Below are 15,715 nucleotides of genomic sequence, written 5' to 3' on the forward strand. Positions count from 1 at the left end.
TTTCCTTTCTTGTTTAGAACGCTACCCAAGGCTAAATTTGTGAAGTGAGGAGTACTTGTGAGTAAGTCAGCTTTGATTTTTGTTGTCGGTTTAGCGGTGACACTTGGCGGTTGTTCCGCGGGCAAATTGGCTACCGCTCCGTCGGAGAAGACCGGGCTGACGCAGGATGATCCGGTTGCGAATAATCCCAAATATCGCGCCGCGATGGAACACTTCATGGATGGAAGCCTGAACGATGCGAAGGGCGAATTCGCAAAAGCGATCCTCGATTATCAGGACGCCCTCCGCTTCTACGACGACGCCGCAATACTAGATGCCATGTCCGTCGACTACACGCGGCTGGGAAAACCCGACAACGCGATCCAGACGTCGAAGGAAGCGGTGGCACTTGAACCCTCTAACGTTTCATACAGGCGCACACTCGCCCAGGCATACCTCGCGGGTTTTGAAGTGGACAGCGCCAAAATTGAATTTCAGAAAATCCTGGCTATCGACAGCACTCAGGTCCCTGATCTGGTAGTCCTGGCCCAATTGTATCAGCGGGACGACCCACGAACGGCGGCTGATCTATATGAGAAGGCTCTTCAGCTTCATGGCCCCGATTTTCCGACCATGATGCAGCTCGTTCAACTTTACAACTCGACGGATCAATTCGAAAAATCAATCAATGTCCTGAACGAGATGCTGAAGCTCGATCCTTCCAATTTACCGCTCAAAGAAATGCTGGTCGACCTGTACCTGCAGACCGACAGGAATCAAGCGGCGGTCGACCTCCTGCAGGAATTGATGCGAACGAACCGGAGCGATTTCGACCTGAAAGCAAGGGCAGCGACGGCGTACCTGAGAATGAAAAACTTCAAGGCGGCCGACAGCCTTCTCGATACCGTTTTCACATCTGATTCCACGAAAGCCGACGCTAAGTTCGCTATCGGGCAATTCTATCTGAACGAAATGCAGCGCGACTCTTCTGTTGCGCCGTTCGCGCAGGAAATCTTCGGACGGCTCCTGAAAATGTATCCGAAAGACTCGCGGTCATATTTGATGTCCGGTCTCGGCGCATCATATGCCGGCCATGACTCGACGGCCGGTGTGTACTTGAACAAAGCCGTCGAACTCGATTCAACAAACCAGGGCGCGTGGCAGGCAATTGGTGTATTTTATTTTCAGAAAAGCGATTTCAGGCGAATGGCAGACGCGATGGGAAAGGCCGTGGGGTGTGTTCCTGAAGACTTCAGACTAAATCTTTTTTACGGTATCGCACTGAATCGAGACGGAAGAAACGCGGAAGCGGTGAAGCCGCTTGAAAAAGCCGTCTCCCTCAATCCTACGGACATGGATGCGTTGAGCACTCTTGCTCTCGTCTACGAAGCCTTGAGACGGTACGATGACGCCTACAGGGTTTACGATACAGCGCTGAAAATTGACGCGAAGAATTCTTTAATACTGAACAACTACGCTTACAGTCTTTCAGAAAGAGGGAAGGATCTTGATCGCGCGCTCAAGATGGCACAGCTTGCGATTCAACTCGATCCCAACAACAGCGCATTCCTCGATACCATAGGTTGGGTTTACTTCAAGCTCGGGGATTTCGATAAGGCGGCTTCATACGTCAAGAAGGCGCTTACTTTGAGAACTGCGGCCGATGGATCTCCGGCGACGCTTGAAGAACATCTTGGGGATATCTATTCCAGCATGGGTGACAAGACCAAAGCGGTGGAGTATTGGCAAAAGGCGCTGGGCCATGATCCGGGCAACGAATCGATCAAACAGAAGATCGAGAAGACTAAGACTTGAGCCGCATATTCTTGATCTTCTTTCTTGCGGCGCTATTTGCGGGTTGTGCCACAACTTACGTAAACCTGTCCGGACTGACGGCCGAGCAGGTTGCGGAAAACATCGAAGGGCAGTCGGGTTCGTTTGCCTCGTTCACATCCACGGGTTACGGGAATTTCGAGACTCCTCAGGGCTCGTTCAACGCGAGGTTCGAGCTCTCTATCCAGAGACCGTCCCAGGCAATGGTTAATTTGTACGGTCCGTTCGGCATCAAGGTCGCGAAGGTAAGGATCACTTCCGACACGCTTATCGTGTATAACAGCATCAAGAACCAGGTTTTCGTCGGCAAACCCAGCGCTTCCAATCTTGGACGTTTATTGATGGTTGCCACAAACGGCTCGTCGTTTACAGATCTACTTCTGGGATTCATGGTACCTCTCGCGCATCTTGACAAGCCCGACTCATCGTCAAGTTATGACGGGAAGGTTGCGGACTTCACATACGTGAGTCAGGACACCGTTGAAAAATACACAGTGGACGGCGAGTATCTTCGTACGACGGAGTACCGCCAGACGATCGCAGGTGATGAAGTCATGAAAATCGAATATTCGAACTTCACCAAGATCGACCAGATTTATTTCCCGCGAAGTATATCCTTCGAAGACGCGAGGCATCAGGTCTCTGCAAGACTTTACTACCAGGATATCACGTTGAATCAGAAGGACGACTTCGAACTAAACGTGCCGCCGGATGCTCAGGAAGTTATTCTCAATTAGTGTCCTTTTGCTGACGGCGTTCAGCCTCGCCGCTTTTCCTCAGGAAAAACAAAAGGTCACTAAGAAGAAGCAGGAGCTCCAGAAGCTCCAGGGGAACATAAAACTCTATCAGCAGAAGATCGCCGAGAGCAGTCAGAAGGAAACCGTTTCGTTGTCCGCTCTCGATAAGCTGGAGAAACAGAATTTCCAGACGCGTCAGAGCATAAAGAAGACGTCGGATCGCATCGCGGCTAATTCCAGGAGCATTTCAATTGTGGAGCAGAAGATTAAGGACGCGGGCGGAAAACTGTCCGACCTCACAAACGAGTACGCGCGGTTCGCAAGGAGTTTTTACGAGGAGGGAAGACTCCACGATCTCGAACTTGTGATGACAGCTTCCTCCGTGAATGAAATGCTCATCAGATATGAGTACATGAAGAAATTCTCAGATCAGACAAAATCCGACATGGATGCCATTGTACTCGAACGGAGCAGACTTTCGGATCTCAAGTCCGATCTAAGGGGCCAGCTTTCGAAGCAACAGGACTATTTGGGCCAGAAGAACAGGGAAGAGGCCGAGCTGAGCTCCAGCATCGTCCAGCAGCAGAATCTGATATCCAAGCTCCGGAAGAACAAAAAAGTTTACGCGGAGCAGCTGACCAGGTCGCAAACCGCAGCGGCCGAGTTGGAAAAGACGATCCAGCAATTGATTGCCGAGGAGGCGAAGCGAGAAGAGGCGAGGAAAAAAGAAGCCGCGCGCATTGCCGCCGAAAATGAGTCAGCGCGGATTGTTACCCCTCCACTTCCGGCAACTCTTCCTGCAGGTAAAGGGCGGCTCCCGTGGCCGGTCGATAGGGGTAAAGTCGTCGCCCGCTTCGGCGAACAGGAGAACCCGGTTCTGAAGACGGTGACTCTTAACTACGGGATCGACATCTCTGTTCCCGAGAATGCTTCTGCGAAAAGCGTTGCAGATGGGGAAGTCTCCAGAATTTTCTGGCTCCCTTCTTACGGAAATCTGATAATCGTCGACAATTATAACGGCCTGCGTACAGTGTATTCGCATCTTTCAGATATCTTCGTGAAGGAGGGCGACAAAGTAAAAGCAGGCCAGACATTGGGAACGATTGGTGAGTCTCTCGGAGGATATGTGCTGCACTTTGAAGTTTGGGTCGACAAAGATAAACAGGATCCTGAATCATGGCTAAGCAAGAAGTGAGCCCTGTTTCCGGGAAGACGAATTTCCTGTATTCAATTCTGTTCGTCAACGCCATGCGTCTATTCTTCCTTGCAGCATCGCTCGTTAACGGCAAGGCGAGGCGGGGTTTCGTCGGGAGGAGAAAACTCTTTCACGATCTTGAGAAAAAACTTGAGAAGATTCCTCATGGCAAACGCGTCTGGTTCCATGCCTCCTCGCTGGGAGAGTTCGAGCAAGCAAAACCGATAATTGAGCTCATGAAAGAATCGGGTTACAAGACAGTGGTCACATTCTTCTCGCCTTCCGGTCACGATTACTCGCTCAATTACCCCTTTGCGGACGTCGTGACATATATTCCTTTCGATACAAAAAAAAACGCCCGCCGGTTCGTTGAATTGGTGTCGCCTGCCGCCGTTATCGTGATGAGATATGATCTTTGGTTGAACCATCTTGTCGAGGCCCGGAAACATGGAGCGAAGGTCATGCTTGCCGACGCGACTTTTCCGACAAAGCTCCTCAGAAGATCCGCTTTCATAAAAGAATTCTTTCGTGAATTGTATCAATGTTGCGACGCCATACTCACGACCACGATAGAGCACAGGAAAATGTTCGACTCGTTCATCGGCGAAGGCAAGGCTGAAGTCGCCGGTGACACTCGATACGATAGGGTTCACGCCCGGAGCGTCACGAATAGCGTACTGGAAAAGCTCCCATTGAGGATTGATCGGTCACGCAGGACAGTGGTCGTAATGGGGAGCACGTGGCCGCAGGATATCGATGTGCTGACGGGCGCGCTCAAGAAGCTAACTGAAGAATATCCGGAACTCCTGATATTGATCGTGCCGCACGAGCCGACCTCGGATGAAGTCAGGAAACTCTCTGCTGCTTTCACCGGGACAATGATCTTATCTGAGCTTGACGGCACGACCGAAGGTTTTTCATTTCTCATTGTTGACCGGGTCGGATTATTGACCCAGCTTTACGTGCTTGGCGATATAGCATATGTCGGAGGAGGTTTCGGCTCCGGCGTACACAACGTCCTCGAACCTGCCGTCTACGGCATTCCGATAATCACAGGTCCACGGATAGAGCGATCGGACGAAGCAGTTGCACTTATGAAAGAGGGTGCCCTCTTTTATGTTAAGGATTCGGAAGACAGCTATGAGATCCTTCGCAGAATGATCAGCGACAGGAGCGCAAGGGAAAAAGCCGGCACGACTGCGAAAAATTTTGTGGATCGCCATCTCGGTGCTTCAATTTTCGTCGCCGACAAAATCAAACTAATGTGCGGCGGAAGCCCGCAGTAAGGATATATGGACAAACCGTTTCATATCGCATCTTCAAGGGAAATCCTTGACGGAAAAGTTACAGACATTTACTTTGTGCGCGCTCTCGAGGTACTTAACGCAAAGGGAATCCTAAAGCGGGTTAAAGCGGAATTTGTGGTGAAGCATTTTCCGAAAGACTATCCATGGGCGGTGTTCGCGGGTCTCGAGGAAGCATTGTCGCTCCTCAGCACGCTTAAAGTGAATGTCAAATCGATGGTTGAGGGGTCGGTCTTCCACACCAATGAACCGGTGTTGATTGTAGAAGGTCTTTACCAGGATTTTGCAATATATGAAACAGCAATACTCGGTTTTCTTTGCCAGGCGTCAGGCATAGCGACCAAAGCGGCGCGAATAAGAATTGCCGCAGGGACGAAGCCTGTGATTCACTTTGGCGCAAGACGCATGCATCCCGCAATCACACCTATGATCGACAGGAGTGCTTTTATCGGTGGCTGCAATGGAGTGGCCACAATCGCCGGTGCAGAACTGCTGGGACTTAGGGCGTCGGGGACAATGCCCCACTCGATGATATTGCTTTTCGGAGATACCGTCGAGGCTGCCAAGGCCTTCGAAACTGTAATCGACCCCCTCGTCCAACGAACAGTCCTGATCGACACTTTTCATGATGAGAAGTTTGAAGCTGTTCGGGTCGCGGAAGCTCTCGGAAGGAAACTCTACGCGGTTCGGCTCGACACACCAGGTTCCAGACGCGGAGATTTTCACGCGATTTGCAAAGAAGTCAGATGGGAATTGGATCTCCGCGGATTTCAAAATGTCAAGATCTTGGTGAGCGGCGGCGTAAATGAGAACTCAATAAAGAACTTAAACGACGTAGTCGATTCCTACGGAGTGGGAACATCAATAAGCAGTGCGCCGGTATTGGATTTCGCGATGGATATTGTCGAGATAGAAGGAACACCCGTCTCAAAAAGAGGAAAGTTGTCGGGTGAGAAACAAGTTTACTTGAAAGCGAAAACCGGCGCTCGCGAAGTACTTCCGTCAGCAGCCAATCCAAAGAGAGGCTATACTCCACTCCTCAAGCCGCAATTAGACAACGGGAAGCGTCTGTCGAAAGAGAGGACTCCTCAGGAGATTAGAGACTTCGTTTTACGGCAGTTGAAGGATTTGAGATTAGAGCTTGAAACCGAATTCTGACGGAAAGACGCTGATATCCGAAGCAACACAAGCACTCGGAAGAAAATTCGAATTCGGCCATTGGATGGAACTGCTTCAAGAATCGAGTAGCAGGCTTGGGAAGTCATCTATCTTCGAGGATCTTTCGTTCGATGCCAAGGGTTTTCAAAAAGTTTACAGGCTGGTAGGCTCAGCCGGATCTAACGGTGTGGACAAATCAAGAGCGGCGGATGAATTAAAAACGCTCCTTGATCGAATTTCAGCCAAACTGGAAATCCTGGTCGGGGGTTTGCCTGAGGATACAAGGGATGAATTTAGAAAAGAGTTCCTTGCACCTTCGGGCGGATCGTTTGAAAATATGAGAAAGCTCATATCCGACTTCGGTCTGATGAAAGAGTATTTCCTTATCGAACGAGACAAGGCAAATTCAAAGTGAAAAGCGGGCTCGATCCGGGCCGCAAGTCGTCCGTAACATTTAAGGTCGAGAAAAAAATGGTGGCGGCATTCGAGGGTAAGACTGTCCATGAAGTGCTCTCGACATTTCATCTTGTTTATTACGCCGAACTCGCCGCGAGACGTCTCATAGAGCCGTTTCTTGAAGAGCACGAGGAGGCTGTCGGATTTGAAATCTCTCTCAAGCACATCGCTCCTACCCGAATCGGAGAGACAGTAGAGATGATCGCGGCACTTACGAAAATGGATGGCAAAAGGGTAACGTGTACGATTGAGGCAAGAAATCAAAAAGGAAAGATCTGCGAGGGGACACAGACACAAATCCTTATCCGCAAAGGAGAGTTATACTGAAACGGAGTGTTTTGCGAGAAGATCTTCCGCAATCTCGTCGCAAACGGTAAAGCCTTTACTTGTGAGAGCAAGCGTGTCGACGGAAAGTGATGCGTAACCAGCCTTGACAAGATCGGCAACGAACTGAGCGCCGATCGATAATCCAAATTTCTCTGCAGCTTCAATCAAGTTTAATCTACCCTGGCGGAGTTTCAGAAGGACGAATTCATCCAGTTTTTGGGAATCATTTAAGGTTTCCGCGGCCGAGATAGGAGACTTGCCCGCCGAAATTGAATCTACGTAATTCGTCAGGCTGGAGACATTCCACCATCTTCTACCTGCCATGTAGGAATGAGCGCTTGGGCCGAACCCCACGTACTCTTCGCAGTTCCAATATTTTAGATTGTGCCTGCACTTAAACCCATCTCTGGAGTAATTTGAAATCTCATAGTGGTTGAATCCGCTGTTTTCAAGAGCTTCCATCACATGCTGGTACATTGCTGCTTCTTCAGAATCGCCGGCGGGATCGACTTTTCCTTCAGCGACAGCCGAGAACAACGGCGTACCCGGCTCCACTATCAGCGCATAGGCGGAAATGTGTTTTGTGCCGAGCTCGATCGCTCGATTGAGATTCGATTCAAGCCGTGGAATTGTCTGACCCGGCAATGCGTACATGAGATCGAGATTTACATTTTCGAATCCCGCAGCATGAGCTGTCTCGATCGCGGCTGCAGCCTGCTTTGAGTCGTGAATGCGGGAGAGAAACTTGAGCTCGTCATCGAAGAATGACTGTACACCGAAGCTGAGGCGATTAATGCCTAGATCAGAATACGCCCTCAACTTCTGCAGATCGATCGTTCCGGGATTGCATTCGGCAGTTACCTCCGCGTCCTCCGAGACGTCGAAGTTGGAGCGGATGGTGTCAAGTATCAAATCGAATTCCTTTTCCGAGAGAAGAGAAGGTGTACCGCCGCCGAAGAATATCGTATCTGCTTTTGGCCTTTCAGAAGTGCGGGCGGTGATTCCGGATATTTCCCGAACTAATGAACTAATAAACTCATTCCGCAGAGAATGGTTTTCCAGAGAGTAGAAATCGCAGTAGAAGCACTTCTTCTCGCAGAAGGGAATATGGACGTATATACCTATCGTATGAGCATCCCGATTCTGCCCCATCGTACACTTCCTAATTTGGAGAAGAGACTGTAGAATGGAATTTCCGGATCCCACGACCAGTAAACTATCATCGCCTCGCCGACTATATTCTTGAACGGCACGAATCCCCAGAACCGGCTGTCGAGACTGTTCTCCCGATTGTCGCCCATCATGAAGTAATAGTTGTCTTCGATGGAATAGTTCTTCACTGGCTTGCCGTCCACATAGACTGTTCCACCCTGGATGTCGCACGAGTGACCTTCTCTTCGGATGAAGATTTTCCATTTCAGGTAATCCGATTGATCCAGCGGAATGAGTTCGCCCTTGTGAGGCACCACGATCGGACCGTAATTGTCTTCGTTGAAATCTGAACCTTCCGGAAATATTTGAGGATTGGGATAACCTCTCGGAAGCATGGTCAACGCCTCGAACTTGACATCGGTGGGATACGGGACAATTCCACTGTTCACGTAGAGCAACCTATTGATCACCTGCACGGTGTCTCCGGGCAATCCGATGCATCTCTTGATGTAGTTCGTCGGCTCAGGCGGCTTTACCTGGTCTCTGTCGCCCGGCCATTCGAATACTATCACGTCGCCGTGCCGTGGAGTCCTGAGCGACGGCAGCTGGAAATACGGGAGTTGTATATCCGTGAACGGAAGGTACTGGGGGCTCTTCGAACCGTAAATAAACTTGTTCACCAGAAGAAAGTCCCCCACCAGAAGTGTGTTCTCCATCGACCCCGTCGGGATCCTGTATGCTTCCACAACAAATGTTTTGAGAAGAAGCGCTGCGATGATCGCAAATATCAGGCCTTCGATCGAATCCCTTAGTCTCTTCTTCGGCGGCTTCTGTGCCTTGGTTGGTGCTTTCTGTTGTGCCAATTTTCCTTCTCTTCCTTCTATGTTTTCTTTCCTATCTCTTAGCGCAGTTCAATAATGACGCGGTTCAGCCGGCGGATGACTCCGGTCTAATTGAGAACAACTCCGATCCTGTCCCATCTCACCGATCCGATCTTGGCAAATACATCGTAAAGTGGGACGTCCGGATTCCATGACATGTATATGATCATCGGCTCTCCGACTATGCTCTTCCAGGGCACGAATCCCCAGAACCGGCTGTCCAGGCTGTTCTCGCGATTGTCTCCCATCATGAAATAATAGTTTTCAGTGACAACATATTCTGTTTCCATCTTGCCGTCAACAAGTACGCTTCCATTCTGGAGAATGCAAGTGTGCCCTTCGCGTTCGATGAATATCTTCCACTGAGTGAACGTGCCGGCATTAACCGAGATCCTGTCTCCCTTTTTGGGGACGACGATCGGTCCGTAATTATCTTCGTTGTACGCGGAACCTTCCGGAAAAATCTGGGGGTTCGAGTAACTCCTCGGGAGTATCTGGTTCGATTCGATCTTCTCTCCCGGCGGATTAGGGAAAAGTTCTCCGTTGACGTACACGGCCCGGTTGACGATCTGAATCGTGTCGCCCGGCAAGCCAATGCAGCGCTTGAGGTAATCTGTTCGCTCGTGCGGGATCACTTCGTCTCTCATTCCAGGCCAATTGAAAACGACGATGTCGCCTCTTTGAGGATGGCGGATCGCCGGGAGCCTGAAGCTCGGTATTCCGATATCCGTGAAGGGAATATACTTTGGAGACTGAGCTCCGTAAATGAATTTGTTCACCAACATGGTTTCGCCGCCGAGTATCGTGTTCTCCATCGAGCCCGTCGGGGTCGTGCAACCCTGAACTACGAACACGCGAAGTACCAATGTTATCACAATTGTAATAAAAGTACCGAGTGAAAGGAATGGACTCTTTTTCTTCGTGCTGGGTTCGGTACGTGCCATGTTATTCCTCGTCATTAAGGGAAAGTACTGCAAGAAAGGCTTCCTGAGGGACTTCGACGCGCCCGATCTGCTTCATTCTTTTCTTCCCTTCTTTTTGTTTCTCGAGAAGTTTTCGTTTTCGTGTTATGTCGCCGCCATAACATTTTGCCAGCACGTTTTTCCGGATAGGAGAAATGGTTTCGCGAGCGATGATCTTGCTCCCGATAGCCGCCTGAATTACAACTTCAAATAGCTGCTTGGGAATCAATTTGCGCAAACGGGAACAGAGTTTTCTTCCCCAGTCGTATGATTTTTCCCGGTGCACCACAGACGACAGGGCGTCCACAACGTCACCATTCAGAAGTATGTCAAGTTTTGCGAGCTGAGACTCGCGATAATCAAGATATTCATAGTCGAAAGATGCGTAACCTCTCGTCAGCGACTTCAACTTGTCGAAGAAGTCGAACACAATTTCGCCAAGCGGCAGCTCGAATCTGATATCGGCCCGCTTCGTGTCGATGTACGTAGTGTTCTTGTAAACGCCCCGCCGGTCCATGCAAAGCTTCATGACATTGCCGATAAATTCCGACGGGGAAATGATCTGCGCGGTGACATAGGGTTCTTCGATGTGATCGATCTCAGCGGGCGACGGCATATTCGCGGGATTGTCGACAAGAAGAATTTCTCCTGAGGATTTCACAACCTTATACTCGACGTTCGGAACGGTAGTGATAATCGTCTGGTTGAATTCGCGCTCGAGCCGTTCCTGGACGATCTCCATATGGAGCAAACCGAGGAAGCCGCACCTGAATCCGAATCCGAGTGCAGTCGATGTCTCGGGCTCGTAAAGAAATGCCGCGTCGTTCAGTTTGAACTTCGCAAGTGCGTCGCGCAATTCTTCAAAGTGCTCGCTCTGGGCAGGGTAGAGCCCGCTGAACACCATCGGCTTCACCTCCCTGTACCCGGGTAGCGCCTCCGGGGCAGGATTGGTGAAATTCATCACCGTGTCACCCACGCGGGTTTCAGTCAGCTCTTTCACACCCGCGATCAGGTAACCGACATTTCCCGCCTCTATTTCCTGAACGGGAACCCTGGTCATTCCGAGTATGCCGACCTCTTCAGCCAGGAAAGACTTGCCCGTCTTATGAAAGAGCACTTTGTCGTTCGTTCTAAGCTTGCCATCGACGATCCTTATGTAGGTGACAACTCCGCGGTATGAATCGTATTTAGCGTCGAAGATCAAAGCGCGAAGAGGGGCATCGACGTCTCCGCGAGGCGGCGGGATCCTGCTGACGACCGCTTCAAGCACATCGTCGATTCCCATGTTTGCCTTGGCGCTTGCGAGCACAATCTCCTCTTCCTTACACCCGATGAGGTCGACAAGCTGCTTCTTGACATCATCGATCATCGCGCTGGGTAGATCTATCTTATTTATGACCGGTATAATCTCAAGTCCCGCATCCACCGCCATATAAGCGTTGCTGATTGTCTGAGCTTCGACTCCCTGTGAAGCATCGACTACTAGTATTGCTCCCTCGCACGCAGCAAGAGAACGCGACACTTCGTAAGAAAAGTCGACGTGCCCGGGTGTATCGATGAGATTGAGAGTGTAGTCATCGCCATTCTTTCTCCTGTATTTCATCTGGATGGCATGGCTCTTTATTGTGATGCCGCGTTCTCTCTCGAGGGGCATATCGTCGAGCACCTGGTCCATCATTTCACGTGCTGTGATGGTGCCGGTTCGCTCGAGAAGCCTGTCAGCCAGCGTCGACTTCCCATGGTCGATGTGGGCGATGATGCAGAAGTTGCGAATTTTCTGAGAGGACCGAACTGGTTCAGTCGGGGAAAAACTCATTTGTGTGATTGGCTCGTATCGTGCATTTATGCGTTAATATACGCAATGAGGCATGGTTTATCAATTTATGAGTTGACGTGGACTTCGTCGCATTGGTAAAACGACGAATCAGTCTACCTGTAGTTACTGGTCGGAGCTGCTATGTCCTGCAACAGATATTTCTGAACCCGGAGTGCTGACTTTAAGCCCGGTCAGCGAAGTGCCGGGGTCGAGGTAAACGAGATATTCAAGTGATCAGATGCGTCCACTCCCGTGTAGTAGACTCTGTACCCGGAGCCGGTACTTACGAGGCAGGGGTAATCGATCTGGATCCACGACTGTTTCGTCTGCGCCGTGCTGAACACCGGATCTCCGGATCGTTTTGTCCAGTTGAGTCCGTTGCTTGAATATGCCAGTCCGTAGTTCGTCCTGTCAGTGCTCTCGTACAACATGACGAACTGGCCACCGTCGATTATGACGGACGGATAAGTCACGCCGCCACCTTCCCAGGAAAAAGTGGGAGCTAATATAGGATTCCCTGAATATGATGTCCAGTGTACGCCATCGGTCGACGTGGCGGCATTGATCGTCCATGAATTGTAATTATTGACCGGGGAGGAATTATAATACAAGAAATAAGTACTGCCGGATTTCACGACCGATATAGTGCCGATATGATAGTGAGCTGAGTCTCCGGTTAGAACGGGCGTCGCATATTTCTCCCACGTGATTCCATCGGAGGATGTCGCGAGTCCCGTACTTGATTTGCCGTATGGCGACTGGATCGCGTTGTAGTACATCTTAAATGTGCTTCCGTCTTTTATCACTCCTCCGCATGCAATGTAGTAGCCACAGTCCCATGAAGTGCTGTCGTCAGTATTGAGGACGGGACTGCTGGTCTGGTTCGTCCACGATATCCCATCGCTCGATATCGCGTACCAGATGCTCGGGAGTCGCGGGTAGAAGGTTGCAAGGTACCACATCCTGTAGATTCCGTCGCTTACGATCACCTTTGCCTCGGCGACTCCCAAAGGCGACGCAGGATTCTGGCTTGCGGTGAAAACGGGGTTTGAGCCGTAATCGGCAAAGCTCAATCCGGTTCCCCAGTTCACTGTGATGTTTATGATCCCGGTCGATGGCATAAGGGTTAAATTCACCTGCGTGGTGACGCCCGCTTCGACATCCACATCCGTCTCACCTGAATAAACTGTCATTCCGCTGCTGTTCATTGCCTCGACAGTTAGGTGCCACTTACCGGTTGGAATATTTTCCATCGTAATCCCGGCAGTTGAATCTGAAAGTAGATTGAGAACGCTGCTCAGCGTGTCGAATCCGGATCGACTCAGATATGCAGCGACAGCGGCGACCTCCTGAGGCGCTGTCGACTTATCCAACTCAAACGTGATGCCTCCGAGATTATTTATATTCGGCGAGACGGGTGAAGTTTTTGTGCAACCGAAAAGAAGCACGCTCGAAATGGCAAGTAGTAAAACGAATGAATTTCTCATTCTAGACTCCTGTGCATCAGCCTTCTGAGTTATCCCACTCCCAAAACTTATCGGGTACAACTGATCAAATCAAGTCTCATTTGGGTAGTGGGCTATTTTGATGCTACTGTAATGTCCCATCGTTGAGTATTCTACGGCGTTCAAAAAAAACACAAATGTCATTCCCGAATGCTCCTATGCCGCTCAATTATTCTATACGAGTATGCGGCATGCCGCAACGCGGCATCGGGAATCCATGGTGGAGAATGGAGATAGATTCCCGCTAAGAGCACGTCCCCACGATCCGGCCGCCGATCCTGCGGTCGGACGGGAATGACAGTGAGAGAATTTGTCGACGTCACTTCACTTTGAAAGTAGCCCCCTGCTCTCATTGGCATAGCATCAGGATCAACTCTCTCTGTCAGCGTGGTGGGACACGTGATGACGATAGGACAGGAATGACGACCTGTCGAGCTCAACGAGAATTTTCTTGGCACGACGTCTCCTCACGGGTGAAACTTTCCAGTGGCTAAGTGCTTGACAATCGCATTTAAGAAATTGAAACATTGTTAGTCACTATCCGCCCGTATAAATTCAGAACATGATGAGGAGGTTCTTAGTCCCGGCAATGGTATTCGGCCTCATGGTGGCTCCTGGATTTGCGCAGAATCCTGATGAGATGAACAATTTCAGGATAGCTCAAGCTCTCGAGCAGTCGGGCGAATATCAAAAAGCTCTGGGATTCTACAAACAATTGTACCAGCTCAATCCCTCGAACATCATGTACTTTGACGGGCTCAGGCGAACTTACATGTCCTTGAAACTATACCCGGACGCCGAGCGGTTGGTCATGGAACGGATCGAATCGGATTCGACGAACATTGTCCTCGTGTGCGAACTTGCCGACGCATACTACAAAGGCGGCTCCCCCGACAGCGCTTTCATTTTTTGGAACAAGGCGCTGGCGTTGAATCCAGACAACCCGGCTACCTACCGGGCAGTTGCGGGGTTCTTGATAAACAACAGGTTGTTCGACAGGGCGATAGACGTTTACAGGAAGGGTGACGCACTTCCGTCATCTAACGGGTCCTTCATTTCCGACATCGCAAGATTGTACTTCCTCAACATGAATTACGGCGAATCTGTGAAAGAGCTCATGAAATTGTTGACCATTCAGAATCAGAATTTCGCCATTACATATATCGAGCAGCAGCTCGGAGCGTACGCATCAAGTAAACAGGCGCTTGGTGAGATCATCGCGCAAATGGAAACTGAAGTAAAACAATCGCCCGGCAATGTCGATTACAGGAGGATCCTCGCTTTTCTTTATATGGAGACAAAGGATTACTCATCCGCATACAAATCGTACAAGTGGCTTGACGAGCATTCAGATATTCCGGGGAGTGAGTTGATGGCTTTTGCCGACCGCGCCTATAATGACGAAGCTTTCGAAGTCGCCGCGAACGCCTACGACGAAGTCTCGATGCTCATTCATGCGACTCCGGCAAAAGCCCAGGCCATAATGGGATATGGGAATTCTCTTCTGAGAATGGGCGAATTGCATGCGTCTGATGAAAGCATCCCTTGTCCGGCTGAAGATTCGCTCACGGAGTTGCGAAACGCGCTATCCGCATTCGGAAGAGTCATAAATGAATTTCCCTCAAGTCCGTTCATGAGCGAGGCCGTACTCAGGTCGATCGAGATCATGATCAGCTACTTCGATGATTTTCCCGGAGCGGAGACTATGTTCTCGAAATATGGCGGGATCCTGAAGGCCACAGATTCTGACGGCGTTCTGTTAAGAATTCGCTTGAGCATGGCAGAAGGAAAATTCGCGGAAGCGCTGGACACCGCACTTGGAAGTATTCAATCATGCAAGGGAGTTTCCAATGAGATATGCGACAGGCTCAGGTACGAGTCCGCTCTTGCACTGTACTTCATGGGAATGTACGACAGCTCGAAGTATTACTTAGGAACGATCACAGCTAACCCGAAATCTGATGCGGCTAATGAGTCCATTCAGCTGCTTGATCTTATTGTGAACAACATCGGGAGTCCAGCTGTCCTGAAGGAGTTTGCTTCAGCCAATTCGATGGAGACCTCGGACCGCGTGGCGGAGGCGCTTGAAGTGTACCAGCAAATATTGAAGGAGTATCCCCAGGCGCCGCTCGCCGATAATGCCCGGCTCGCGCTTGCTACAGACTATTGCAAACTGGGTAAGCCGGCCGAAGCCCTGAAGTATCTGGCAATTCTCGCCGAGGACAGCACCGGAATATTTGCAGACAGGGCCCAGTTCAATACGGGGAGGATCTACGAGCTTACCCTCCACGATAAGCAGAAGGCGATCTCGGTCTACGAGAATTTCCTGATTCGATTTCCCAATTCAATTTATCAGGACAAGGTCAGATCGATTATTGCTGAAATGTCAAACGGAAACTCGTGAGGCAGC

14 protein-coding genes are annotated in these 15,715 nt (G+C 50.3%); 8 read left to right on the plus strand and 6 right to left on the minus strand.

Features of this window, described 5'->3' with window-relative positions:
* Window positions 1-57 precede the first annotated feature (57 nt).
* Genes VIS48_14490 through VIS48_14520 form a run of 7 tightly spaced genes read left to right on the plus strand, consistent with a single transcriptional unit; the run spans window position 58 to window position 6,989 of the window.
* Window positions 58-1,794: a tetratricopeptide repeat protein gene (locus VIS48_14490; protein HEY9167360.1), complete on the plus strand. Its 1,737-nt coding sequence runs from the start codon at window positions 58-60 to the stop codon at window positions 1,792-1,794.
* Entirely contained in the window at window positions 1,791-2,549 is a 759-nt protein-coding gene (locus tag VIS48_14495; GenBank protein ID HEY9167361.1) for a DUF4292 domain-containing protein, read from the plus strand. Before VIS48_14490 ends, VIS48_14495 begins: the two co-directional genes overlap by 4 nt.
* Complete coding sequence (locus VIS48_14500; GenBank protein HEY9167362.1) at window positions 2,524-3,744, plus strand: peptidoglycan DD-metalloendopeptidase family protein; 1,221 nt, start codon at window positions 2,524-2,526, stop codon at window positions 3,742-3,744. Before VIS48_14495 ends, VIS48_14500 begins: the two co-directional genes overlap by 26 nt.
* On the plus strand, window positions 3,726-5,030 hold the full coding sequence (locus VIS48_14505; protein ID HEY9167363.1) for a glycosyltransferase N-terminal domain-containing protein: 1,305 nt from the start codon (window positions 3,726-3,728) through the stop codon (window positions 5,028-5,030). Before VIS48_14500 ends, VIS48_14505 begins: the two co-directional genes overlap by 19 nt.
* 6 nt (window positions 5,031-5,036) lie before the next feature.
* Window positions 5,037-6,206 carry a nicotinate phosphoribosyltransferase gene (locus VIS48_14510; GenBank protein HEY9167364.1) on the plus strand — a complete coding sequence of 390 codons (1,170 nt, stop codon included), beginning with the start codon at window positions 5,037-5,039 and terminating at the stop codon, window positions 6,204-6,206.
* Window positions 6,190-6,621 carry a hypothetical protein gene (locus VIS48_14515; protein ID HEY9167365.1) on the plus strand — a complete coding sequence of 144 codons (432 nt, stop codon included), beginning with the start codon at window positions 6,190-6,192 and terminating at the stop codon, window positions 6,619-6,621. The genes VIS48_14510 and VIS48_14515 overlap by 17 nt, the downstream gene beginning before the upstream one ends.
* A complete protein-coding gene (locus tag VIS48_14520; GenBank protein HEY9167366.1) occupies window positions 6,618-6,989 on the plus strand; it encodes a hotdog domain-containing protein in 372 nt (123 codons plus the stop codon). Before VIS48_14515 ends, VIS48_14520 begins: the two co-directional genes overlap by 4 nt.
* Here VIS48_14520 and hemW read toward each other — a convergent pair.
* The 6 genes from hemW to VIS48_14550 all read right to left on the minus strand — a co-directional run bounded on the left by hemW (window position 6,981) and on the right by VIS48_14550 (window position 13,763).
* Entirely contained in the window at window positions 6,981-8,141 is a 1,161-nt protein-coding gene (gene hemW, locus VIS48_14525) for a radical SAM family heme chaperone HemW (GenBank protein HEY9167367.1), read from the minus strand. The genes VIS48_14520 and hemW overlap by 9 nt on opposite strands.
* Window positions 8,111-9,004 (minus strand): signal peptidase I, encoded by an 894-nt coding sequence (lepB, locus tag VIS48_14530; protein HEY9167368.1) that lies wholly within the window; start codon window positions 9,002-9,004, stop codon window positions 8,111-8,113. Before lepB (VIS48_14530) ends, hemW begins: the two co-directional genes overlap by 31 nt.
* 86 nt (window positions 9,005-9,090) lie before the next feature.
* The gene (gene lepB / locus VIS48_14535) at window positions 9,091-9,966 is read right to left on the minus strand and encodes a signal peptidase I (GenBank protein ID HEY9167369.1); all 876 of its coding nucleotides are present in this window, start codon (window positions 9,964-9,966) and stop codon (window positions 9,091-9,093) included.
* A 1-nt stretch (window position 9,967) separates the two neighbouring features.
* Window positions 9,968-11,800: a translation elongation factor 4 gene (gene lepA, locus VIS48_14540; protein HEY9167370.1), complete on the minus strand. Its 1,833-nt coding sequence runs from the start codon at window positions 11,798-11,800 to the stop codon at window positions 9,968-9,970.
* Between the two features lie 191 nt (window positions 11,801-11,991).
* Entirely contained in the window at window positions 11,992-13,287 is a 1,296-nt protein-coding gene (locus VIS48_14545; GenBank protein ID HEY9167371.1) for a hypothetical protein, read from the minus strand.
* 158 nt (window positions 13,288-13,445) lie between these two features.
* Entirely contained in the window at window positions 13,446-13,763 is a 318-nt protein-coding gene (locus VIS48_14550) for a hypothetical protein (GenBank protein HEY9167372.1), read from the minus strand.
* 107 nt (window positions 13,764-13,870) lie between these two features.
* On the opposite strand from VIS48_14550, the gene VIS48_14555 reads away from it, so the two are divergent.
* On the plus strand, window positions 13,871-15,709 hold the full coding sequence (locus VIS48_14555) for a tetratricopeptide repeat protein (protein ID HEY9167373.1): 1,839 nt from the start codon (window positions 13,871-13,873) through the stop codon (window positions 15,707-15,709).
* The last annotated feature ends 6 nt before the right edge of the window (window positions 15,710-15,715 follow it).

The organism is Candidatus Kryptoniota bacterium (assembly GCA_036567965.1).
Lineage (GTDB): Bacteria > Bacteroidota > Ignavibacteria > Kryptoniales > JAKASW01 > JAKASW01.

Bases quoted from the DNA above. Each gene is read 5' to 3' on its own strand.
- lepA (HEY9167370.1), bottom strand. From the start codon at position 11,800: ATGAGTTTTTCCCCGACTGAACCAGTTCGGTCCTCTCAGAAAATTCGC.
- VIS48_14505 (HEY9167363.1), top strand. From the start codon at position 3,726: ATGGCTAAGCAAGAAGTGAGCCCTGTTTCCGGGAAGACGAATTTCCTG.
- hemW (HEY9167367.1), bottom strand. From the start codon at position 8,141: ATGGGGCAGAATCGGGATGCTCATACGATAGGTATATACGTCCATATT.
- VIS48_14510 (HEY9167364.1), top strand. From the start codon at position 5,037: ATGGACAAACCGTTTCATATCGCATCTTCAAGGGAAATCCTTGACGGA.
- lepB (HEY9167369.1), bottom strand. From the start codon at position 9,966: ATGGCACGTACCGAACCCAGCACGAAGAAAAAGAGTCCATTCCTTTCA.
- VIS48_14545 (HEY9167371.1), bottom strand. From the start codon at position 13,287: ATGAGAAATTCATTCGTTTTACTACTTGCCATTTCGAGCGTGCTTCTT.
- VIS48_14555 (HEY9167373.1), top strand. From the start codon at position 13,871: ATGAGGAGGTTCTTAGTCCCGGCAATGGTATTCGGCCTCATGGTGGCT.
- VIS48_14500 (HEY9167362.1), top strand. From the start codon at position 2,524: ATGCTCAGGAAGTTATTCTCAATTAGTGTCCTTTTGCTGACGGCGTTC.